Here is a 22,527-nt window from a genome sequence, read left to right on the forward strand (position 1 = left end):
ACGACGCGCCGTAGCCGTCGCTACGGCAAGGAGTTCCAACGCCGCATCCGCGGGATGCAGCGCGGGCCGAATGCCTACGGGACTTCTGCAACGGTACACCAGATGACCCGACGCGACGCGGCGCAGTCTACGGCTGCTGTTCGGGCTCCGCAAGCGAGCCCCGACCGCACGCCGTCACGGTATTCGTACACGTCGCGTGGGGGCTTCGTGCCCACCCGCACAGCGCTTGGGCCGGCCCCGGGGCGTCAGCGCCCACGGGCGCCGTGGACTAGAGCAGGGAGAGAGGGTCCCGGTCCAGGCTCACCCGCGGTTCGCCGCCGCCGACCCGATCGGCGAAAGCGGTCAGGGCCCAGCGGCACGCGGCGCCGAGGGGGCCCGCTCGCGAGCTGCGCAGCAGCACGTGCCACCGCCAGCGGTCCCGGATGCGATCGACGGGGCACGGAGCCGGCCCCAGGACCTCCACCGCTCCCGCGCCGATCCCGGGCAGAGAGGCGGTCATGCGGTCGGCGATCTCGGCGCTCAATTCCTGGACCGCGGCCTCGCGTGTTCCGGCCACGACGATGTTGGCGAGTCGCCCGTGCGGCGGGTACCCGGGACCGCTCCTCTCTTCGAGCTCGCGCTCCACGAAGCCATGATAGTCGTGCCGCAGCGCCGCCGTGATGGCGTAGTGGTCCGGGTGCGATGTCTGGATCATCACCTCGCCCCCCGCGGGGCCCCTGCCGGCTCGGCCGGCGACCTGCGTGAGGAGCTGGAAGGTTCTTTCCGCGGCGCGGAAGTCCGGCAGGTTCATGCCCACGTCCGCGTCCACCACGCCCACGAAGGTGACGCCGGGGAAATCCAGTCCCTTGGCAATCATCTGCGTTCCCAGCAGGATGTCCACCTCGCCGCGCCGCACCCGGTCCAGTATGCGGTGGTGGGACCACTTCTCGCCCGTCGTGTCGACGTCCATGCGCGCGACGCGGGCGTCCGGAAAGGCTTCGTAGACGGCGCGTTCCACCTGCTCGGTCCCGTAACCCCGGTACGCGACCGCGGGGGCGCCGCACTCCCCACAGTCCCTGGGCGGCTGGCGTGTGTAGGCGCAGTAATGGCAGATCAGACTACTCCTGCCGCGATGGTAGGTGAGCGAGACGTTGCAATGCGGACAGTGCAACACGGCGCCGCAACTCGAGCACCTGATGAAGGTCGCGTATCCGCGTCGGTTGAGCAGCAGGATGGACTGCTCGCCGCGGTCCACCCGGGCGCGCACGGCGGCCGCGAACGCGGGCGAAAGCAGCCGCGCACGCTCGTGGGCCAGTGCGGGGGCGCGGCCCGTGCTGGGGCCGGCCCCTGGCGCGGGACTCGGCGCCCGCATGTCCACCACGCTGACCGGCGGCAGCGGCCGGTCGTAGACGCGCCTGGGCAGCTCCAACAGCCGAAACTTCCCCACGGCGGCGTTGTGCCAACTCTCCAGCGATGGCGTGGCGCTGCCCAGCACGCACGCGGCTCCCGCGGCGCGGGCGCGCATGATCGCCACCTCGCGCGCGTGGTAGCGCGGCGTCTCGGACTGTTTGTACGTACCCTCGTGCTCTTCGTCGACGACGATCGCGCCCAGGTTCTGGACCGGCGCGAACACCGCCGAGCGGGCGCCGACCGCGATGCGCTTGGTACCCGATCGAAGCGCGCGCCACGCGTCGTATCGCTCGCCGTCGCTGAGCGCGCTGTGCAGCACCGCGACTCGATCCCCAAACACGGCCCGGAAGCGGGCGACCGTCTGCGGCGTGAGCGCTATCTCGGGGACGAGCACGATCGCGCCCTTGCCGTGCTCGTCGACCACGTGCCGCAGGAGCTCCAGGTATACCAGCGTCTTGCCGGAGCCCGTGACCCCGTGCAGGAGGAACGGCCGCCATTCAGCCGGGCCAGCGCGGTCGAACGCCTCACGCAGGGCGGCGATCGCGCCGGCCTGGGCATGGGTTGGGCTGTGTACCGGCGCCGGTTCCGAAGCGTGATCCTTGAATGGATCGCGCAGCACGGGCTCGTTGCGTATCGCCACGAGCCCGCGGGACACGAGCCCGGCGATTACGGAATCCGAATAGCCGGCCTCCCTGATCGCGCGCACCTCGACGTCCGCGCCGGTCGCCTCCAGCCACTCGAAGAGCTGGCGTTGCCTCTGCGCGCGCCCGAAAAGCTCCTCACGCCGCATGAGCCCGGGCGTGTCGCCCACGAGCGACAATACCCTGCGCGAGCGCGGCGTTGGATCGGGGCGGGTCGACGACCCCAACGCCGCGGGCAGCGCCGCGCGGATCACCTGGCCCAGGGAGGCCAGGTAGTAGTCCGCGATCCAGCGGGCCAACGCCAGCAGGTCCGGGGGCAGGCTCGGGTCCGCGTCCAGCACCTCGCCGACGACACGGACACGGGCCGGAGCAGCCCGCGCCGGATCGAGAGGGCCGGCGACCCATCCGATCAGCCGCCGCCGTCCGAACGGGACGAGCACGCGCGTGCCCGGGGCCAGGGCCTCGGAGCTTTCGTAAACGAAGGTCTGCGGAACGGGAACCGGGAGGGCGACCTCGATCAGGATGCGGCCCTCCGCAGCCCCTGCCCCGGCCTGGCGGCTCCGGGCCACGTCAATCCGTGAGGCGGATGAAATCGTACGGAGGCCAGGGCCAGGTGATGTCGAACGCCAGCTCACCGTCGAGCGACGATTCGAGCGCCTCCGCGCGCTCCACGAAGCTCGACAGGCGGTCCCGTTCGACCAGGAAGGCCGCCCCGAAGACCGTGTCCTCGGCGACCTCGAAGGGGGTCGACGCGCGCGCCGACTCTTTCAGTTCAGCGAACGCTCGGCGAGCCAGCTCGCCGCGTTCGATCCCGGCCGGCTCCGCGCCGGTCGCGTCCATTTGTATCCGCACCTCCCAGTGCCCCTCGACGAGAGCCAGGCCTCGATCGATCAAGTGGTGTTGCTCCCGCAGGAGCCGCAGAACCGCCTTCCTGTCCCTGAACACCACGCCCACCGGAGCCGGCAAGACGGTCTCCCTGCGCATGGTCTCGTCGTTGACGCGATGGTGGGTCAGGATTGTCTCCTCGGCTACCTCGACGTGCCCGAACTCCATCGGGGCGACCACGGCGGCCACATCCCGGTAGGCGACTCTCTGCAGGCCAAGCCCCTCCGTATCCTTGCGACGAAGGATCTCCCAGCTCTCGACCGCGCGAACGAAGCCGAACAGGTAAAAGCCGGGCGCCGCCTGCCGCTCAACCATCGGCCTCGGGCAACGCGAGCACCTCGGTTTGGGGGTCGGGGGTCGTCACCTCCGGACCGTCCGCACCCATATAGACGTTGATCTCGGTCCTCAGGCCGATGTCGCCGCGCAGGTAGACCCCGGGTTCGATGGAGAAACCGAGTCCCGGGGACAGCAGTCGGGTTTCGTGCGTCTCGAGGTCGTCGATGTTCGGACCCGTACCGTGCAGGTCGCGGTCGATGGAGTGGCCCGTCCGGTGCACGAACGCATCGGCCCAGCCGCGCTCTCGCACGACTCCGCGGGTGGCCGCGTCCACTTCCCAACCGGCGACGGGCGGGCCGGCGCCAGCGCGGTCTCGCAGCAGAGCGACCGCCGCGTCCCTGGCGTCGCGGATGACCGAAAACAGTTCGGCCGCGCGCTCCGGGACGGCCGATCCCAAGTGCCCCATCCACGTCTGGTCCGCGTAAATCGCCTCCTCCGATTCCTTCCCCCACAAGTCGATCAGCAGCGTCTCGCCCCGCGCTATGGTGGCCCCCGTCTCGCCCGGCGCATAATGGGGATCCGCGGCGTTGGGTCCGATAGCGACGATCGTATCGGCGCCGAGGCGCAGGCCGCCGTCCCCCAGGGCGCCGATGACCCAGCGGCGCAGCTCTCCCTCGCCGAGCGGGGAGCCGTCGCGCGCCGCCGCGGCGGCCCTGTGAAATGCCCGCGCGGCTACGTCGGCCACGACCTTCGCCGCCCGCCGGTGTGACTTGCGGCCGGCCTCGTCCCACGCCGAGTAGAACCGTGACACCAGTTCGGCGGACGTGACGACCTCGACGCTGAAGCGCTCGATCAACTCCACCACGCCGACCGGCACGAGGTCCATCGCCGGCACGGCGTCGCCCCGCGAGATCTCCATCGCCAGCGTCTGCACGTCACCGAGCAGGTCGCCGAGGCAGGCGTCGAGCGCGCGCCAGCCCGCGTACTCTTGCTTCGCCCACGGCCACGAGGCCCAGGGGCCGAGCTCGATGGCGTGGACGATGGCGGAGGGCTCGCCTCGCGCCGGTATCCACACGAACCATCGGCGTGTCAGATCGCCCAGCTCGACCAACCCGCCGGACACGCCGTTGCGCGCGTGCAGGTCGTAGAGCAGCCACCCATCCAGCTCCAGCTCCCCGAGCGCGTCCTGAATCCCCGACAGCCTGCCCTTCAGGCGCCCGAAGTCCGATGATAGAGCCAGATCCAGTGCCACCCGCCCTCCTATCCCTTGGTTTCGTCCGAGCCGCCTTCGACGATGTCAGCGGCGCGACTCATGGTCGCCCGGATCAGCGACAGGCCGAGCACTCGGTCCCGGCTCACCAGGTGCCGAATCTCGTTCCCTCGCTTGATCGCGGCCGAGGCCCCCGCCCAGCCCCATCTCCGCAGCGCGGACAGGGTCACCGCCAGCCGATCCCTGACCGTAAAGAAATCGGTCAGCGTGCGCACCGACGCCGCGCCCGTGCGAGAGGCGGCGACCTCGGAGAGGTCGTCCACGTAAAGGTCCTCGGCGCCCGCCTCCAGGAGCAGTTGCTTCCAACGCTGTGGCAGCAGCGGCCTGAAGCCCAGGCCGATCGTCAGCGCGTCCCTGCGGCGCTCGTCTACGTCGGCCGTCCAGACCGGCTGCACCAGCAGAATCGCTCCTCCCGGCCGCGTGACCCGCGCCAGCTCGGCCACCGCCGCGCCGGCGTCGACAGCCGACAGGCCGATCTCGCCGATGGCCACGTCGAACACGGCGTCGGTGTACGGCAGGTCAGTGGGAGAGGCCTGGTCGAAGTGAACCTGCGCCTCGAGTCCGGCCGCCAGCGCGCGCTGCGTCGCGTGCCCCACGAGCTCGGCGTCGGGGTCGACCCCGGCACCGTGCGCCCCCGTCAGAGTCGCCAGAAAGCGCACAGCCTCGCCCGCCGCGGCGGGCGCGATGAGGAACTCCATGCCCGGCGTCAGGTCGGTGAGCCGCGCGATGTAGCGGTAACACTGCTGGCGGCCTTCGGCCAGCCCGCGCTGGCGGCTGAGTCTGGCGATGTCCAGCGCCGAAGGACCGCGTACGACCTCCGGCCGGTCCCGCGGCCCCCGTCCCGCGCCGGGCCGAGTCCCGCCGGGCGGGGAAACCCCGTCGGCCGGACCGGCTGCGCCCTCGTTGGTACCGCTCGCGTGGCTGGGGTGAGCCATGCCGGGAATCTGCGGGCCGGTTCGGTCCATGGTCAATGCGGGCGCCGCGGCGCACCCGCCAGCGCCCGGAGCACTTCCACGACCCCGGCGGCGGCGCGCGGCGGATTGTACCCACCCTCCAGGACCGCCACCACCGGCACGTCGCGGCCGGCTACTTCCAGCACGCACGTCGTAAGGTCGTGCATGTCCTGCGGCTCCAGCGACATCCCTCCGACCGGGTCTTCCGCCAGCAAATCGAACCCCGAGGACAACAGCACGATATCGGGCGCGTGCGCCCGCACCGCTACCGTCACCGCCTCCTTGAACGCGGGCAGGTAGGTGGCCGCTCCGGTCCCGGCGGGAAGCGGACGGTTGAGCGTCGTGCCCGCGCCGGCGCCCTCGCCACGCTCGCCGGCCGACCCGGTCCCGGGGTAGAGCGGACTCTGGTGGAGCGACACGTAGAAGACATCGCGGTCGAGCCAGAAGATGTCCTGCGTGCCGTTCCCGTGGTGGACGTCCCAGTCCACGATGAGGACCCGGCGGGCCCCCAGCCCCTGAGCGTGTCGGGCCGCGACGGCGACGTTGTTGAACAGGCAGAAGCCCATCGAGCGCACCGGCGTCGCGTGGTGTCCGGGCGGACGGGTCAGCGCGAAAGCCGAAGCGACTCTGCCGGCCAACACCAACTCGACGGCGTCGATCGCCGACCCGACGGCGGCCAGGGCAGCATCCCACGAGGCCGCCGAGACCAGCGTATCCCCGTCCAGAGCAGCCTGAGTTCCGCTCGCGGCGGCGAGCGCCACGGCGTCCCGCACCGCCGAGATCATCTCCGCTTCGTGACACAGGGCCAGCGACGCCTCCGCCGCCGGGGAAGCCTCGCGCTGAAGCACGAGCTCGAGCAGCTCGGGCGTCGCCTTTTCCAGGGCGGATACGATCGCGGGCAAGCGGCCCTGGTGCTCGGGGTGACCCCAGCCGGGGTCGTGCAACGCGCAGTCCGGGTGCAGCACCAGCGCCGTCCTGGGCCCGCTCACGCGGACGCTCCTGGCGCTATTCGGAGGCTGCGGCCGCCGCCGGCTCGCGCGCGGCCTCGACCATCTCGCGAACGTCGGCGAGGAGCCGGGGCGCGTCGTATATGATACCGTCCTTGACGGTGTACTTCACGCCGCCGACCCATTCCAGGCCGCCTCCCTCCTTGAGTCGGGGAGCCCCCGTGCCGTAGAGCACCTTGAGGTTCTCCAGGGGGTTCAGCTCGGTGATCACCAGGTCCGCCAGCGCCCCAGCCCGGACGACCCCTACGTCGGATCTGCCCAGCTCGTCGGCGCCCCACATGGTGGCGGAACGGAGCACCTCCAGCGGATGGAATCCAGCCTCGCGCAGGAGCTCCAGTTCGCGCACGTAGCCGAAGCCGTAGATCTTGAAGATGAAGCCGGCGTCCGACCCGACCGTGACCCTGCCGCCGCGGTTCTTGTACTCGTTCAGGAACCGCATCCAGCGACGGTAGTTGTTCTTCCACTCGACCTCGTCCTCGGTGGTCCAGTAAAACCAGTAGGATCCATGCGCCTCGCGGCTGGGCTGAAAGAACTGCCACAGCGACGGCAGCGTGTAGTCGTCGTGCCACGGCTGCCGCATCTCACGCACCAGGTCGCGGCTGGCCTCGTAGATGGTCATGGTCGGGTCGATATTGAAGCCCAGGTCGATGAGTTCGTCCATGACCTCGTTCCACCTGTCGCTGCCCGGCTCGGCGGCCTGTTCCCATAGCCGCCCCGCCTGCCCGAAGCGGTGCTGTTCGTCGTTGTAGTTGTAGTCCAGCCGGAAATGCTGGACCGTCCGGTCGACGAACATCGACTCGGGCAGCCCGTACCAGTGCTCCATCCCCGACAACCCGAGGCGCGCGGCGTCCAGCACGTTCATCTGCGCAACGCGGAGCTGGTTGAGGTGCGCGGTAGTACCGATGCCCTGGCGATTCGCCTCCGACAGCGTCGCTTCCATCACGTCCGGGCTCAGCGACGGCAGCTTGAGGCCGTCGGCGCCCCGGTCCGCCACGTAGCGGACCCAGGCGCGGGCGGCCTCCGGGGTGGTCACCGGGCCGTCCTCCCAGCCGCGCCCGAACCACGCGTACGCGTGGATTCTGGGGGCCACTATCTCGTTGCGCTCGCTGCGTGCCTTGTGGTCGAGGACCCAGTCGAGGCCGTTCCCGGAGCCCGGATCCCGGATCGTCGTGACGCCGTGCCCCAGCCACAGCTTGAACACGTACTCCGCCGGGGTACCCTGCGTGACTCCGCCGATGTGGGCGTGCATGTCCACGAATCCCGGCATCACGAAGTGCCCGGTCGCATCCAGCTCCCGAGTCGCACCATCGGGCCGGCCCTCGTCGCGAATCCCCACGCCGGGGAAGCCCACGGACCGCACCTCGGCGATGCGGTTTCCTTCGACGACGATGTCGACCGGGCCGATGGGCGGTGAGCCGGTCCCGTCGATGAGCGTCGCTCCCCGGATGATCAGGCGCTCGTACGGTCCTTCACCCTCGTCCGCGGCGCGATCGGGAGCCGCCTCCACCGATTCCTGCTGCGTGAAGGCCACGTCCGGGGCGGCGATGGCCAACGGCAGGAGTAGCCAGAGCGAGCGTCGAAACCACCTCATCGCGATTACCTCATCTCCAGGGAATACAGCCGAGTGTGCGACTCACGCCTCGGGGGCCGGGCGAGACCCGGGGATCGTGCGGATCCACGTGCCGCCCGGCGGGGCGCCGCGGAGCGCGTCCGCGACGACTCCCGGCGCGCGCCCGTCGCCGATCCACGAAGGGGTCCCCTCCGCTGCCATGGCGAGAGCGCTGGACACGCGGTGCGCCATGCCGCCCGTGACGTCCGTCCCGCGGGCGCCACCGACCGACTCCGGGACCTCGCCGCCGTCCGCGGCGATCTCCGGGATCCGCAGGCCCCGCGCGTCCAGGACGCCGTCGGTCTCGCCCAGCCAGAACGCCGACACGATGCGGCAACCGTCCGCGCGAAGCGAGCGCGCAAGCGCGCCGAGGGCCTCTTCCGTCGAGCAGATGCGAGCCATGCCACTCGAGTCCAGCACGACATCGCCGTACACGACCGGCAGCGCGCCCAGCTTTAGCGCGGCGCGCAACGGCCCGGGGTCCCACGACCCCACCGACGCGTCGCCGGCCAGCAGGCACGCGGACGGCGGAAACGACAGCGCGGGCGCGCCGGCTGCCAGGAGTCCGTCCATGACCAGCAGGTGCAGCCGCCGAGCGGCCGCCTGCACCGCCGCCACCGCGGCCGGCGGGACCGCGGTCGAGCGGCCACCCTCCAGCCCCCTCCGCTTCGCCTCGGCGTGGCCGAAGGACCCGCTGCCGTGTCCCACGATCAGGGAGCCGGGCTCCCGCCGGCACTCGACGGCCAGCTCCTCTGCGAGTCGGCGGATCGTCTCCTCGCGGGGCCGCTCCACGGCTCCTTTATCGGTGAGAAGGCTGCCACCGAGCTTGAGCAGGCGGACGTCGCTCATGGCCAGGCCCCGCTCAGAAAAGCGCCGGGGCGTCCGCCGGCCCCGACCCCACGCCGTCGCGAATGACGCGGTCGACCACGTCCAGGCTGCGCATGGCCTCCGCCACCGCCGGCTCGGCGCCGGCTTCGCAGATGACGTGCACGTTGGCGCCCGCGTCCATCGTGGCGTACGCCGCGACACCCTCGTCGCGCAACTCGCGCACGCGAGCCAACACCGCCAGCGTGCCCGGCTCCCAGTAGAAGATCGGCGGCCGCGAAGACATGGCGATCAGGTGCAGCTCGATGGCCTCCTCTTCGATCACGGAGCCCATGGCCTCCAGGTCCCGGTGCGCGATACCCGAGCGCACGACGTCGAGGCGCCGAGGTAGTTCCGTCGTCCGCGCGGCGTAGTGCGGGCTCCCTGGAGCGCGGCGGTGGCCGTCGCGCGAGGACACGTCCTTGGGGCGGTCGTCGACGATCGCGATCACGTTACGCAGGTCCCAGTCGCCCGCCCCTCCGAGCACGCTGAGCTCCGCGGCGTCGCCCGACGGCGCCAGCCCCCACTCCACGAATCCGCCCGTCACCGACCTCGCGGCCGACCCGGAGCCGCTCGAGCGCGCCAGCTCGGCGAGCTCCTGTAGGCCGGGCTCCCTACCGAGTGCGCGCGTCACGGCCACGGTCAGCGCCGAGAAGCCTGCGGCGGATGAAGCGAGTCCCGCCGCGGTGGGAAAGGTGTTCCGAGTCGCGACCCGAAACCGCTGGTTGGCGCCCGCCCAGGCGCGCAGCCGGTCCAGGTGTGCCGTGACCGCGCGCGCGAAACGATCGGGGGCGTCGCGAAGTCGACCGTCGTAGTCGGCCACCTGCACCACATCGTCCGCGCCCTCTTCGGCCCGAACGCTGCAGACCGTAACGCATTCGCGCAGCGTCATGGAAATGGACGGATTGAGGGGCAGGGCGCGGTCCAGGTCCACCGCGCCCCAGTACTTGATGAGCGCGATATTCGACGGCGAGGATACGCTGATCGTACTCATGTCGCGCGGGCCACGCCCGGAACCCCGAGGACCGCGTCGACCCGCTGGGCGCCCGCGGCTGCCCAGTCGGCGATGACCGACGGGTCCTCGTGGTAGACGAGCAGCGACCCTGCCCCGGCGTCCGCGGGACCCGCCTGCGCCAGCGCGCCCGCGCCTGAGATCTTCGCGGCACCGCCCAGCTCTTCCACCTCTTCGACCAACTCGCTCACGCGCGTGGGGACGACGCCCAACGCCTGGAGGTCGGCCTGGTAGCCCCGCATCAAGCGCACCACGTCGTGGGAGCCGCCGGCGCTTTCGATCACCCGACGGAATTCCCTCGTGGCCGCGCCCATGCGTGCCAGCCGGGCCCTGGCGTGGGCCCCTTCCCGCTCGATCCGGTCGCGGACGTGGGCGACGATCTGGCCCGTGGATTGTTCGGGTCTGCCGGTGTGGTAGACGCTGAACCGAGACAGATGACCCGCGTCCACGTTCATCTCGTTCGCGACCAGCGCGCCCTCCGCGTCGCGTTCGGCCCACACGACGCCGCCCCTGAGAATGGTCGCCCCGTCCACCCCCGACGGCAGTCCGTGCTGACGCCGCTCCACGTCCAGGGCGGCGGCCTCGAGCTCCTCGTCGCTCGTGCCCAGCGCGAACGCCTCCCTGCACGCGACGAGCAACCCGATGGCGAGCGCCGCCGAGCTGCCGAAGCCGGAGCCGGACGGCAGATTCCCTTCCACCCGCACCAGCGCCGGCGGAAGCTCCTCGGCCCAGCGAGCCACCTCGCCCAGCGCGACGCGCGCCAGGCAAGCGTCGTGGTGCGGTGAAGCGAAGGCCACCCGGGCCGGGTCCGCCGCGAACGCCTCCCAGCGGCGGCGCGCCTCCTCGGCGACGCCGAGCAGGGACCGCCAATCGGTGGTCTCGGTGTGGGACAGACGGGGCAACTCGAGCACGACCCGCGAGCCCGAGCCGGAACGCTCGACGCGCACCTCGATGAACAGGCCGAGCGTCGCCACCAGCGCCGGCTCGCCGTAGACCACGGCGTGCTCGCCCATGAGGATGAGCTTGCCGGGTGCACGCACGCGTACGGGAGGTGCGCGGTCCGGTAGGGGACGGTCCGGGGCTGCCCCGATCGCCGGGGCCTGGGTCACCGGTCGGCCGGCACCGCCGCCGCTATGTCGCCGCCGCGCCGGAGACGGTCGTGCGCTCCCGCCAGATCCCGAGAAGTGAAGGCGGACATCAGCGACAACTCGCCGGCGAGCACAACCGCGCCGAGGATCTCACCCAGCCGTCGCACGGCATGGCCCGGACGGTCTGGGTCCGCCTCCACGCCCATGATCGCGAGGGACTCGCTCTGGGTGCCCAGGCGCGTTCCTCCGCCTATCACGCCGAGCGGCACGTCGGGCATGTAGATGGACACGTACGCGGCGCCGTCCTTGCGATGCTCTATGCACGTGACGCCCATGGACCCGCCGACCACATGCGCCAGATCCTGTCCCGTGGCGAGGAAGAAGGCGGCCACCAGGTTGGCGTAGTGCGCGTTGAAGCCGCCCTGGCTGCCAGCCGCGATCGATCCCAGCAGGTTCTTGCGGTACTGCACCTCCACCAGCGAATCGGCCTCGGTCTTCAGGTAGCGACCGAGGATGTCCGTGGGCAGCACGGCCTCGGCGAAGATCCGCTTGCCCCGACCCTCCTGGAAGTTGATCGCAGAGGCCTTCTTGTCGACGCAGTAGTTGCCGGAGAGTGCCACGCACTCGACGCGCGTGTGGGGCTCGATGAACTCGTTGACGACCCGATCCGTCGCGATGGTCACCATGTTCATGCCCATGGCGTCCCCGGTCTCGTAGCGGAACCGAAGCAGGACCGTCGTCCCGAAAGCCATCGGCTTGATGCCGATCAGCTTCAGGTACCGGCTGCCTGCCTCGGCTCGCTCCCGGATCTCTTGTTCGTTCTCGGCGACCCAGTCCAGGAACTGGCGCGTCTGCCGGGCGCCCGTGGTCTTGAAGACGGGAGCCCTCGTCATGCCGGCGTCCTCGACCGTTACGACCGCCCCCCCCGCCGCGCGCAGCGCGGAGCAGCCCCGGTTGGTGCTGGCCACGAGCGCGGCTTCCGTGGTCGCGAGCGGCACGTAGACCTCGCCTTCGCCGTGCTCGCCGTGCAGGGTCAGCGGGCCGACGACGCCGACCGGAACCTGCGCCATGCCGATGAAGTTCTCGACGTTGCCGACCGCCGAACTGGCGGCGTCCGGCCCGTGTTCGGCCAGGTGACGCAGCTCCACCCCGGTGATGCGTTCCAGCGCCTCGCGGCGGATGGCGGCCGCCTCGGCGGGCGTCAGGTCCGCGGGAAGGCGGTGGAAGCCAATTTCGCGGCGCACCAGGCGCTGGATCAGCTCCTCGCGCAGCCTGCGTTCGGTTACAGCGATGGTCGCCCTGTTCACGGCATCGACCTCTTCACCAGTTTCGCGGCCTGCAATTCCGTCACGTCACGCGCACCGACGCACAGCATCGAGATGCGCAACTCCTCTACGATTCGACCGATCTTGCGACCGACCGCCTCCGCCGACTCGGTGGCCGGCTCCAGAAACGGATACGCCATCGCGGCCATGGCCGCTCCGAGACCGATCGCCTTGGCGGCGTCCAGCCCGCTGCGCAGCCCACCGCTGCCGATGACGGTCGCTCCGTCGATGTCCGCGAGCTGGCGGATCGACTCGGGTGTCGGGATACCCCAGTCCGCGAACATCTCTCCCAACTCCACGTCGCCGGACCTTCGTGCCTCGATACGCGCCCAACTCGTGCCGCCGAGCCCGGCGGTATCGAGGATGGTGATCCCACGCTCTACCAGCGCGCGACCGACCGCGCCGGACAACCCGCAACCTACCTCCTTTACCGCGACCGGAACGTCCAGCCGCTCCGCCACCGCGGCCATCCCGTCGAGCAGGCCACGGAAATCGGTCTGCCCTTCGGGTTGCAACGCTTCCTGCAGCACGTTGAGATGGAAGACCAGCGCATCCGCGCCGATCATGTCCACCGCGGCCTGGCACTCATCGAAGCCGTAGCCGTAGTTCAACTGCACCGCGCCGAGGTTGGCCAGAACCGGCACGGTGGGAGCTACGTCACGCACCCGGAAACTGTCCACCTGCCCCGGATCCTCCAAGGCCTTGCGTTGCGATCCCACGCCCATCGCGACGCCGGCCTTCTCGGCCGCCTCGGCGAGGTGCCTGTTGATGCGGGCCGCCGCCTCGGTGCCACCGGTCATGCACGACACCAGGAGCGGAGCCGACAAGCGCTTGCCCAGGAAGTCCACTTCGGTGTCGATTTCGTCGGCCGCCATTTCGGGCAGCGCGACGTGCTCGAACGCCCACTCGTCGAAGTATCGGCTCTCCAGTTGAACCGACCGCTCGAGGGCGATCTGAATGTGCTCGGCCTTGCGATCGCGCGCGAGCAGATCGCGCGTCGACGACTCGGCCGCGCTCACGCGCTTGGTCCGTTCATTCTCGGAAGCCTATTGAGTCCGTCCGCGCGAGTCCAGGGTCTTTCGCCGCCGCCGGCCAGTCGCTCGCGGCGACTCGCTCGCAGGCGTCCGCCAGGACGGCGGCGCACGCGGCCACACGGGCGCGCATTCCGGTCAGCGCCGGCAGCGTCCAGGGACGGACCAGAGCGGCGCGCATGACGGCGGCCCGTCGAACCGAGCCTCCCTCATCGCGGCAGCCTTCCAGGTAGGCCGGGAGCGACTCATCGGCCGCATCGCTGATCGCGCGAAGCACCGCCCAGGCGCGTCCCGCCGCGCGCGCCGCGGCCACCAGCGCCCAGCTCTCCAGATCCACCACGGCGGGCGCCGGGCGCGCCGCCCCACGCAGCCGCTCACGCGCGCCGGGAGTGGCCGCTACGTGCAGGGCCGTCACCACCGGGGCCGCCTCGGCGTCCAACGTCGCCGCCAACGCTGCCGCCGACGCGCAGTCCGCACGCGCTCCGGTAGCCTCGTCGAGGATAGACGTCGCCACGATCAGCGCTCCGGGGTCCAGTCCGGGCGCCAGCCCGCCGCCCACTCCGGCGACGAGGACCGCCCCGGCGCCTTCCCCGAGCGACGCGCGTGCGCCGGCTCCTGCCCGCGAGGGCCCGTCCCCGGTTACGCACACGAGCGCGGCGCGACCGCCCAGCCGCCCCCTCCACGCGGCCTCGACGCCGGCGATCCGGGCTACGCCCCGGTCGGTCAGCCGCGCTACCACGCCGGCGGCTTCCTCGGGCAGCGGACACAGAATCAAGAGCCCGCTCACGGCGCGTACCCGTGCACGCGGAACCACTCGACCGCGCGGGCGAGCGCCCCTTCGACGGGGCTCTGCGGCAATCCCAACTCCCGCACCGCCTTGCTCGCGTCGAAAAACATGCGCTGCCTCGACATGCGGACCGCGTCCACGCCTACGCGAGGTTCGCCGCCCACTACGCGCGACCAGGCCTCGGACGCGTGCGCGGCGAGGAGGGGGATCCAGTGGGGGAGGCGCACGCGCGGCGCGGGTCGCCCCGCGATCAGGGCCAGCATGTCCAATAGCTGTCGCAGTGACACGTTGCGATTTCCCAGAATGTAACGCTCGCCGCTGCGGCCTCGCTCCGCCGCGAGCACGTGCCCCTCCGCCACGTCCCGGACGTCGATCAGGTTGAGTCCGGAGTCTACGTACGCGGGCATCCGGCCGCGCAGGAAATCCACGATCACGCGGCCGGTCGGGGTCGGCTTGACGTCGCCCTCGCCGACCGGGGTCGAGGGGTTCACTATCACCACGTGCAGGCCTCCACGCGCGGCTTCCTCCGCCTCCCTCTGGGCGAGGAACTTGCTTCTCTTGTAGGGCCCGACGAGGTGCTCCTCGCGCACCGGCGTGTCCTCGTCGGCCGCGCCCTCCCCCGCAACCAGGCCGAGCGCGCTGACGGAGCTGGTGTAGACCACGCGGGTCACGCCCGCCTCCGCGGCCGCGGCGAGCACGTTGCGGGTCCCGACGACGTTGGAGCGGTGGATCGCCTCGGGATCGCGGGCCCAGAGCCGATAGTCGGCGGCGCAGTGGAACACGCTCTCGCAACCGCGCGCGGCTCGCGCCAGCGACGCCGGATCCAGCAGGTCCCCCGCGACCAACTCGACGTCCAGGTCGCGCAGATTGTCGAGGCGGCTCGAGGGGCGGACCAGGCAACGAACCGTCGTTCCGCGCGCCAGCAGCGCTCGAACCACGTGAGCGCCTATGAAGCCGGTCCCGCCGGTCACCAGCGCGGCGCCGGCTACGCCGTCCGTCAGGGGTTCGGCTCGGCGAGCATCACGCGGTCAGGTTCCACTTGGCCATGCGTACGATGTCGGTAGGACTCTTGTGCAACTCCATGACCGCGGACGCCTCGAACCCCGAGTGCATCTTGCAGTTCTGACACATGTCGTCCTGCCGCGATTCCCAGTAGTCCCAGTCCGTGCCGTTCCAGAACTCGTCCCACGAGTCCAGATAGCCCTTGCCGATCAAATAGCACGGACGCTTCCAGCCCTTGGGCGTGTAGGTGACCGTGCTCCACGGAGAGCACTTGTAGTCTCGCAGCCCGGCCGCGAACTCCAGGAACAGCGGAGTCGACACGAGCTTGAATCGATCGGACATGTCCAGCACCCGCTTGAACTTCGTTTCGGTGTCCTGGCGGGTCAGGAAGATGTCGCGCTCCACGGACGAATACTGATACCCCGGCGCTATCAGCATGCCGTCGATATCAAGGTCGGTGAGGTACTCGCACATCTCCTCGACTTCCTCGATCTGGGTCTCCTTGAACACCGTGGTGTTGGTGATCGTGTGATAGCCCCGCGCCTTGCACTCGCGGATCATCTCGACCGCCTTGTCGAACGTGCCCTCCCGGTCGGTCACGTAGTCGTGGGTAGCGCGCATGCCGTCCAGGTGGACGTTGATCGTCAGCCTTTTGTGAGGCGGGATCACGCCGAACACCTTGCGATCCATCAGGAGCGCGTTGGTGCACAGATAGATGTGTCGCTTGCGCTCGATGATGCCGTCCACGAGGTCCTTCAACTCGGGATAGACCGTCGGTTCGCCGCCGCAGATCGACACCGCCGGAGCGCCGCAATCATCGACCGCCCGCAAGGCCTTCTCCAGGGGCAGGCGATCCTTGAGCTTGCCCGTGTGCCGCTCCAGGGCGCACCCGATGCACGCCAGATTGCAGGTATAGAGCGGTTCCAGCATGAGGACGAAGGGGAAGCGCTTGCGGCGCTTGATCGCGTTCGAGACCTGATGCTTCAGGTTGTCCAGGACTATGTGTGACGGAAACCGCATCGTGGTGGCCTATTCGGTGGAATGAACCGGAGCGGCCGCCCGAGAGAGCGGCTCGAACCGTCCCCCGAGACCGGCCACGCGACGGTACGTCGCCAACGCCGACACGGGGAAGTAGTCGTCGTACAGGTGGTAGCGCAGGTAGAACACGCCCGGGAACCCGGTGCCCGTCCAGTGGGGGTCGTCCCAGGATCCATCGGCGCGCTGCGTCTGGAGCAGGTGCGCGACTCCCCGGGTGACTGCCTCGGACCCGTTACGCCCGGCCGCCATGAGCCCCATCAGGGCCCACGCGGTCTGTGAGGCGGTGCTCGGTCCCTTGCCTTTCAGAGACGGTTCGGTGTAGGTGCCGAGTGACTCGCCCCAGCCGCCGTCGTCGTTCTGGCGATCCATCAACCACTCGGCCGCGCGCTGATACCTCTCATCGGCCATGTCTTCGCCGATGCAGGCCAGGCCCCAGAGCGCGAGCCACGTCCCGTAGATGTAGTTGCAGCCCCAGCGGCCGTACCAGGTCCCATCCGCCTGTTGCCGCTCCCGCAGAAACGCCACGGCGCTTTCGACCACGGGGTGGGTGCGCGCGAAGCCCTCTATCGCCAGGGTCTCCAGGACGCGGCCGGTGATGTCCTCGCAACTGGGATCGATCATGGCGTTGTGGTCGGCGAACGGGACGTGCTTCAGAAGCTCCTTGTCGCACGCGCGATCGAACGCCGCCCAACCGCCGTCATCGTTCTGCATGGAAATAAGCCAGTGCAACCCCCGGCCGCGCGCCGCATCGATTCTCGAACGCAGCTCGCGGTCGGGAACGTGGACGCCTGCCAGCGCGCTCAGCACCGCCGTCGTGTCATCGCAGTCAGGATAGAATTCGTTGGCGTACTCGAAGTACCAACCGCCCACGACGCCCTCCGGATTGCGGATCAGCCAGTCCCCCGGCCGCTTCACCTCCCGCTCCAGCAACCACGCCGCGGCTTCGACGAGGAGTGGATCGGAGTCGGGAACACCGGCGGCGCGCAGTGCCGTCGCCGCCAGCGCGGTGTCCCAGACCGGGGACAAGGAGGGCTGAATCTGGAGCTCCGAACCGTGGTCGATCTCCAGCTTCTCCAGGGCGTCCAGTTGGCTCTGAACGGTGTGGTGGTCGGCGCCGTACCCCAGGACCTTGAACGCCATCGCCGTATTGGCGATCGACGGAAACACCGCGGCGAGCCCGTCGGTCCGCTCGAGACGGTTCAGGATCCAGTCCTCGGCGGCCCGCAGCGCCCGCCTCCTGAGGGGACGTACCCCGCCCGCCTCGAGGAGCTTCAGGCCTCTGTCCACCGCCACGAAGAACGCACGCCAGCGGCTCTCGGTGGGGCTCAAGGGCAGGTCGGCGTCCGGCCGCCCCGAGGCGCGCAGCTCCTCGACGCCGCGGCCGGGCTCGATCGCCACGACGGGTTTGTGCGACCAGATGACGGACAGCGGCACGAAGATGCCCCTCGACCAGGAGGACATCTCCTGGACGTTCACATAGAACCAGTCTGGGAGCAGCACCATCTCCGGCGGTACGGCCGGGCAGCGAGCCCAGGGATACTGTCCGAACAGGGCGAGATAGATCTTCGTGTAGGTGTTGGCCGCCTCCAGACCCCCCAGCGACAGGATCGTCTCGCGGGCCCGGAGCATGTGCGGCGCCTCGGCTGAGTCTCCGTCCAGCTTCAGCACGAAGTAGGCTTTGATGGAGGCGCTCACCTCGGGCGGGCCGCCCGGGAAGATCGCCCAGCCCCCGCCGTCCAGTTGGTGCATGCGCAGGCGGTTGGCGAGCTTGGTGAAGCGACCGTTTTCGCTCCCCAGAAAGAGCAGCGTCAGGGCGTATTCCGCCTCGAGGACCGTGTCGCCTTCCAGTTCCCCGCACCAGTGACCATCCGGGTTACGCAGGGAAAGAAGTTGTTCGCGGCCCCGCTCGAGCGCGGCATCGACCGAATCACCCAGAGGGAGATCGCCCGGGGCTTCCTCGTCCCGTGGTGTGGGGACGGCCATCGCCTCCGACAGAGGCTGTGCGCGCCAACTCACGCGTGCCGCCTGCCTTTCTGGTTGGTAATGCCGGGAGCGCCCGACCCGAACGACCGAGCGGCATCGCCCTTGAGCCCGCCTGCCTGCCTGCCTGAATGTTTTTCCCGGGAGGCAGGTTCCCGCAAGACGCGCGGTATCAGGGGGCGACCATGGTAGGGAGCGCCCGCGGCCGCGGAACGGCGTCGTGGCGCTCCTGCAGGCTGCGGACCTCACGCGCCAGCGAGCGCAGCGCGATGGTCGCATCGCAGGCCGCCGACACCGCGGACATTGTCGTACAGTACGGGACGTTGTGCGTGATCGCGGCGCGGCGCATCGAGTAGTCGTCGTACTGGGATTTCTTGCCGAGCGGCGTGTTGATCAGGAGCGCGACGTCGCGACTGATTATCCCGTCCACGATGTTCGGACGTCCCTCACCCACTTTGTAGATCGTCTCCGCCGGAACGCCTCTCGCCGACAGGTAGCGGGCCGTGCCCCCCGTGCCCAGGATCCGGAACCCCATCTCGTGGAAGCGCCGCAGGATGGGTAGGACGGTGGGCTTGTCGCGGTCGTTCACGGTGGCGACGATCACGCCTTCGATGGGCAGCGGTGATCCCGCCGACACCTGCGCCTTGGCGAAGGCCATGCCGAAGGAGCGATCCAACCCCATCACCTCGCCCGTCGAGCGCATCTCCGGCCCCAGTATCACGTCCACGTCGAACTTGTCGAACGGCAGCACCGCCTCCTTCACCGCGACCCCGCCCCGCACCACGGGATCTTCGACGAGCCCCAGGTCGCTCAGCCGTTCGCCGGCCATCACGCGCGCCGCGAGCCGGGCCAGCGCGACCCCGGTGGCCTTGGACACGAACGGCACCGTCCGGGACGCCCGGGGGTTCACCTCTAGGACGTAGACACGGCCTTCGCGCACGGCGAACTGGGCGTTGAGGAGGCCTACGGCGCCCAGCCGCTCGGCGAACCGCCGCGTCAGGCGCCGCATCTCCTCCACCTCGGCGTCGCCGAGCAGGTAGGGCGGCATCACGCAGGCGGAATCGCCCGAGTGCACGCCGGCGTCCTCTATGTGCTGCATCACCCCCCCGATGACCACCCGCTCGCCGTCGCAGATAGCGTCCACGTCGGCCTCGAACGCGTCCTCCAGGAAGCTGTCGATCAGCACCGGGTGGTCCGGGGACGCCTTCACCGCTCGTTCGAAATACCCGCGCAAGGAGCTCTCGTCGTACACGATCTCCATCGCCCGCCCGCCCAGCACGTAGGAAGGGCGAAGCAGCACCGGATAGCCGATCCTGGTCGCGATGGCGGCAGCTTCCTCCACGCTGGTGGCTACGCCGTTGGGAGGGGTCAGCGCGTCGATCTCCCCGCAGAGTGCGCTGAACCGGTCGCGATCCTCGGCCCGGTCGATGGCGTCCACCGGCGTGCCCAGGATCGGGATCCCGAGCGCCTGGAGCGGCTCGGCCAACCGCAGCGGCGTCTGACCTCCCAGCTGCACGATCACGCCCAGCGGCCGTTCCCGGTCGACGATCTCGAGCACGTCCTCCAGGGTCAGCGGTTCGAAGTACAGCTTGTCCGAGATGTCGAAGTCGGTGGACACCGTCTCCGGATTCGAGTTCACCATGATCGTCTCGAATCCGGCCTCGCGCAGCGCGAGGGCGGCCTGCACACAGCAGTAGTCGAACTCGATGCCCTGGCCGATCCGGTTCGGGCCGCTACCCAGGATCACGATCTTCCGGCGCTCGGAAGCCGGAGCCTCGGTCTCGTCCTCGTAGGCCGAGTACAGGTATGGCGTAGCGGCCGGGAACTCGCCCGCGCAGGTGTCCACCATGTGGTACGTGGGCCGCACCCCGGCGGACCATCTTCGCTCCCGCACGGCGCGCTCGCCCTCCGCGCGCAGTCGGCCCAGTTGCGCGTCGCTGAAGCCCATCCTCTTCATGTGCCGGAGCGCGTCCGCGTCGGCAGCGAATGCGTCGTCACCGGCGGCGTAGGCCGCCTCGGCGTCGACCAACCCGCGCAGCTGCTCGATGAACCACGGGTCGATGCCCGTGAGCGCGTAGAGGTCGGCGGTGCCGAAGCCGGCCTGGAGGGCGCGCTTGAGCTGAAAGGGCCGCTCGGCCGTCGGGCGCCGCAGCGCGGCGCGCAGCGAGTCCGGGTCGTCGTCCGCCAGACCGTCATCGCCCAGGGTGGCGCCCGTCTCCCAACCGGAGCGGTCGATTTCCAGGCCGCGCAGCCCCTTCTGCCAGGCCTGCTTGAAGGTGCGGCCGATGGCCATGGTTTCGCCGACCGCCTTCATCTGGACGCCCAGCGTGTCGTCGGCTCCGGGGAACTTCTCGAAGGCGAAACGGGGGAACTTCACGACCACGTAGTCGAGCACGGGCTCGAAGCTGGCGGGGGTCGACCGCGTAATGTCGTTCGGCAGCTCGTCCAGCCGGTATCCCACCGCGAGCTTGGCGCCGATGCGCGCGATCGGGAAGCCCGTCGCCTTGGACGCCAGCGCCGAGGAGCGGGACACGCGCGGGTTCATCTCCACGACGAGCAGCTCGCCGTCGGTGGGGCTGACCGCGAACTGGATGTTGCAGCCCCCGGCGTCCACGCCGATCTCGCGGATGATGGCGATGGAGGCGTCGCGCATGCGCTGATACTCCACGTCCGACAGCGTCAGCGCGGGCGCGACCGTGACCGAGTCGCCGGTGTGGACCCCCATCGGGTCCACGTTCTCGATGGAGCACACGACGACGACGTTGTCCGCCCCGTCGCGCATCATCTCCAGCTCGAACTCCTTCCAGCCGATCACCGAGCGGTCGATCAGGACCTCGGTGATGGGGGACAGGTCCAGCCCCCGACGCACGGCCCTGCGGAATTCCTCGGCGTTGTAGGCGATCCCGGCGCCGGTGCCACCCAGCGTGAAGGAGGGCCGGATGATCGCCGGATACCCGGTGTCGGCGACTATCTCCTCGGCCTCTTCCGGCGTGCGCGCGAACCCGCCGTGGGGCACGGCAAGCCCAATCCTCCGCATGGCGTCGGCGAATTGCTCGCGGTCCTCCGCCATGCGGATCGCGCGCGCGTCCGCGCCGATGAGCTCCACGCCGTACCGGTCGAGTACTCCCGAATCGTACAGCTCGAGCGCCACGTTCAGGGCGGTCTGTCCGCCCATCGTGGGCAGTAGCGCGTCGGGGCGTTCCTTGTCGATGATGCGCTCGACCCATTCGGGAGTGATCGGCTCCACGTAAGTGGCGTCGGCCAGATCGGGGTCGGTCATGATGGTGGCGGGATTGCTGTTGACGAGGACGACGCGGTAGCCCTCCTCGCGCAGCGCGCGCACCGCCTGGGTACCGGAGTAGTCGAACTCGCAGGCCTGCCCGATCACGATGGGACCGGATCCGATCAGGAGAATGCTGTGGAGGTCGTCGCGCCTGGGCACAGTCGGCTGGTCTCGGCGCCCTAGGGCAGCTCGGGGCCGGCCGGCCCCGGGACCGCGCCGTCGCCCCTCGCCTTGCTGCGCTCCTTGCGAACGGCCGTCAGGAGGATGAGCAGGAACCCACCCCATACGAGCGCGGCGATCAACAGCATGACGACCGTGGCGTTCCCAGACATTCTCCGTTTCCTCCTGCTCCGGGCCGCGCGAGCCCGCCGGGGTGAAAGCGAGCACAACTTCGGCCCGCCCGGGGGCGCGCGCAACGCGGCAGGCGGATCGGGGGTTCCCCGGCCCACACCGTCGGCACCGGCGCCGCGCCGGGGCCACGCGACCGTTGGCGCGCGGGGAGCCGGCGGCTGATCTTGAGCGCATGAACGACCCACAGCCGAAGCAAGCACGCGGACTCGAGAGATTCCTGGCCGAGCTGAAACGCCGTCAGGTCTTCAAGGTCACCGCGCTCTATGGCGCCGCCGGGTTCGCGCTCGTGCAGGCCGTAGACGTGTTCGTACCGGCGCTGCGGCTGCCTTCCTCGGTGACCACGACGATCGCGTTGCTCGTGATCATCGGCTTCCCCGTTGCGCTCGTCGTTGCCTGGGTCTACGAGGTATCCGCGCACGGGGTGCGGAGGACGCAGGACGCGAAGCCGGGCGAGTTGGAGGCCATCGCGACTTCCTCGGCGCGCTCCCGGTGGCCGGTGGGGATCGCCGCCACCCTCGGCGCCGCCCTGATAGGCCTGAGCGCCTGGTGGCTTGCGATCGGACGGATAGGCGAGGGGCGTTCCTACGACTCCATCGCTGTCCTGCCGCTCGCCAACCTCAGCGGCAACCCCGAGTTCGACTACTTCGGCGACGGGCTCTCCGAGGAGCTGCTGAACGCGTTGGCGGGCCTGGACGACCTGAGGGTCGCCGCGCGAACGTCCTCCTTCGCCTTCAAG

General features: G+C 70.1%; 18 protein-coding genes. 1 reads left to right on the top strand and 17 read right to left on the bottom strand.

Translation table 11 applies throughout. From position 1 onward, the window contains the following. Positions 1 to 268 precede the first annotated feature (268 nt). The 17 genes from priA to ABFS34_10520 all read right to left on the bottom strand — a co-directional run bounded on the left by priA (position 269) and on the right by ABFS34_10520 (position 21,772). Positions 269 to 2,599: a primosomal protein N' gene (gene priA, locus ABFS34_10440; protein ID MEN8375854.1), complete on the bottom strand. Its 2,331-nt coding sequence runs from the start codon at positions 2,597 to 2,599 to the stop codon at positions 269 to 271. Between the two features lies 1 nt (position 2,600). Further along, entirely contained in the window at positions 2,601 to 3,230 is a 630-nt protein-coding gene (locus ABFS34_10445) for a GvpL/GvpF family gas vesicle protein (GenBank protein ID MEN8375855.1), read from the bottom strand. Beyond that, positions 3,223 to 4,443: a M24 family metallopeptidase gene (locus ABFS34_10450; protein ID MEN8375856.1), complete on the bottom strand. Its 1,221-nt coding sequence runs from the start codon at positions 4,441 to 4,443 to the stop codon at positions 3,223 to 3,225. Before ABFS34_10450 ends, ABFS34_10445 begins: the two co-directional genes overlap by 8 nt. Positions 4,444 to 4,451: 8 nt before the next feature. Next, on the bottom strand, positions 4,452 to 5,426 hold the full coding sequence (locus ABFS34_10455; GenBank protein MEN8375857.1) for a methyltransferase domain-containing protein: 975 nt from the start codon (positions 5,424 to 5,426) through the stop codon (positions 4,452 to 4,454). A gap of 2 nt (positions 5,427 to 5,428) precedes the next feature. Further along, positions 5,429 to 6,403 (bottom strand): histone deacetylase, encoded by a 975-nt coding sequence (locus ABFS34_10460; protein MEN8375858.1) that lies wholly within the window; start codon positions 6,401 to 6,403, stop codon positions 5,429 to 5,431. Positions 6,404 to 6,419: 16 nt separating this feature from the next. Continuing rightward, on the bottom strand, positions 6,420 to 8,012 hold the full coding sequence (locus ABFS34_10465; protein ID MEN8375859.1) for an amidohydrolase family protein: 1,593 nt from the start codon (positions 8,010 to 8,012) through the stop codon (positions 6,420 to 6,422). 42 nt (positions 8,013 to 8,054) lie between these two features. Next, the gene (locus ABFS34_10470; protein ID MEN8375860.1) at positions 8,055 to 8,879 is read right to left on the bottom strand and encodes an isopentenyl phosphate kinase; all 825 of its coding nucleotides are present in this window, start codon (positions 8,877 to 8,879) and stop codon (positions 8,055 to 8,057) included. A 13-nt stretch (positions 8,880 to 8,892) separates the two neighbouring features. Then, positions 8,893 to 9,888, bottom strand: coding sequence for a diphosphomevalonate decarboxylase (gene mvaD, locus ABFS34_10475; GenBank protein ID MEN8375861.1), 996 nt, complete (start codon positions 9,886 to 9,888; stop codon positions 8,893 to 8,895). Beyond that, positions 9,885 to 10,946 (bottom strand): hypothetical protein, encoded by a 1,062-nt coding sequence (locus ABFS34_10480; protein MEN8375862.1) that lies wholly within the window; start codon positions 10,944 to 10,946, stop codon positions 9,885 to 9,887. The genes mvaD and ABFS34_10480 overlap by 4 nt, the downstream gene beginning before the upstream one ends. 65 nt (positions 10,947 to 11,011) lie before the next feature. Further along, a complete protein-coding gene (locus tag ABFS34_10485) occupies positions 11,012 to 12,301 on the bottom strand; it encodes a hydroxymethylglutaryl-CoA reductase (GenBank protein MEN8375863.1) in 1,290 nt (429 codons plus the stop codon). Further along, entirely contained in the window at positions 12,298 to 13,338 is a 1,041-nt protein-coding gene (fni, locus tag ABFS34_10490; GenBank protein ID MEN8375864.1) for a type 2 isopentenyl-diphosphate Delta-isomerase, read from the bottom strand. Before fni ends, ABFS34_10485 begins: the two co-directional genes overlap by 4 nt. Positions 13,339 to 13,351: 13 nt before the next feature. Continuing rightward, positions 13,352 to 14,137, bottom strand: a complete 786-nt coding sequence (locus ABFS34_10495; GenBank protein MEN8375865.1) for a hypothetical protein — start codon at positions 14,135 to 14,137, stop codon at positions 13,352 to 13,354. Continuing rightward, positions 14,134 to 15,108, bottom strand: coding sequence for a hopanoid-associated sugar epimerase (gene hpnA, locus ABFS34_10500; GenBank protein ID MEN8375866.1), 975 nt, complete (start codon positions 15,106 to 15,108; stop codon positions 14,134 to 14,136). Before hpnA ends, ABFS34_10495 begins: the two co-directional genes overlap by 4 nt. A gap of 49 nt (positions 15,109 to 15,157) precedes the next feature. Beyond that, entirely contained in the window at positions 15,158 to 16,159 is a 1,002-nt protein-coding gene (gene hpnH / locus ABFS34_10505; GenBank protein ID MEN8375867.1) for an adenosyl-hopene transferase HpnH, read from the bottom strand. Between the two features lie 9 nt (positions 16,160 to 16,168). After that, complete coding sequence (shc, locus tag ABFS34_10510) at positions 16,169 to 18,193, bottom strand: squalene--hopene cyclase (protein MEN8375868.1); 2,025 nt, start codon at positions 18,191 to 18,193, stop codon at positions 16,169 to 16,171. Between the two features lie 136 nt (positions 18,194 to 18,329). Then, positions 18,330 to 21,599, bottom strand: coding sequence for a carbamoyl-phosphate synthase large subunit (gene carB / locus ABFS34_10515; protein MEN8375869.1), 3,270 nt, complete (start codon positions 21,597 to 21,599; stop codon positions 18,330 to 18,332). 20 nt (positions 21,600 to 21,619) lie between these two features. Then, positions 21,620 to 21,772, bottom strand: a complete 153-nt coding sequence (locus tag ABFS34_10520) for a hypothetical protein (GenBank protein MEN8375870.1) — start codon at positions 21,770 to 21,772, stop codon at positions 21,620 to 21,622. Positions 21,773 to 21,963: 191 nt separating this feature from the next. On the opposite strand from ABFS34_10520, the gene ABFS34_10525 reads away from it, so the two are divergent. Beyond that, the coding region (locus tag ABFS34_10525) for a hypothetical protein (GenBank protein ID MEN8375871.1) at positions 21,964 to 22,527 on the top strand (564 nt) is incomplete at its 3' end.

The sequence above is a fragment of the Gemmatimonadota bacterium genome, from assembly GCA_039715185.1.
Lineage (GTDB): Bacteria > Gemmatimonadota > Gemmatimonadetes > Longimicrobiales > RSA9 > DATHRK01.

What these genes read in the sequence shown, in the direction of transcription:
- hpnH (MEN8375867.1), bottom strand. Translation starts at nt 16,159, where the DNA reads ATGCGGTTTCCGTCACACATAGTCCTGGACAACCTGAAGCATCAGGTC.
- ABFS34_10520 (MEN8375870.1), bottom strand. Translation starts at nt 21,772, where the DNA reads ATGTCTGGGAACGCCACGGTCGTCATGCTGTTGATCGCCGCGCTCGTA.
- ABFS34_10445 (MEN8375855.1), bottom strand. Translation starts at nt 3,230, where the DNA reads ATGGTTGAGCGGCAGGCGGCGCCCGGCTTTTACCTGTTCGGCTTCGTT.
- ABFS34_10455 (MEN8375857.1), bottom strand. Translation starts at nt 5,426, where the DNA reads ATGGACCGAACCGGCCCGCAGATTCCCGGCATGGCTCACCCCAGCCAC.
- ABFS34_10470 (MEN8375860.1), bottom strand. Translation starts at nt 8,879, where the DNA reads ATGAGCGACGTCCGCCTGCTCAAGCTCGGTGGCAGCCTTCTCACCGAT.
- mvaD (MEN8375861.1), bottom strand. Translation starts at nt 9,888, where the DNA reads ATGAGTACGATCAGCGTATCCTCGCCGTCGAATATCGCGCTCATCAAG.
- ABFS34_10465 (MEN8375859.1), bottom strand. Translation starts at nt 8,012, where the DNA reads ATGAGGTGGTTTCGACGCTCGCTCTGGCTACTCCTGCCGTTGGCCATC.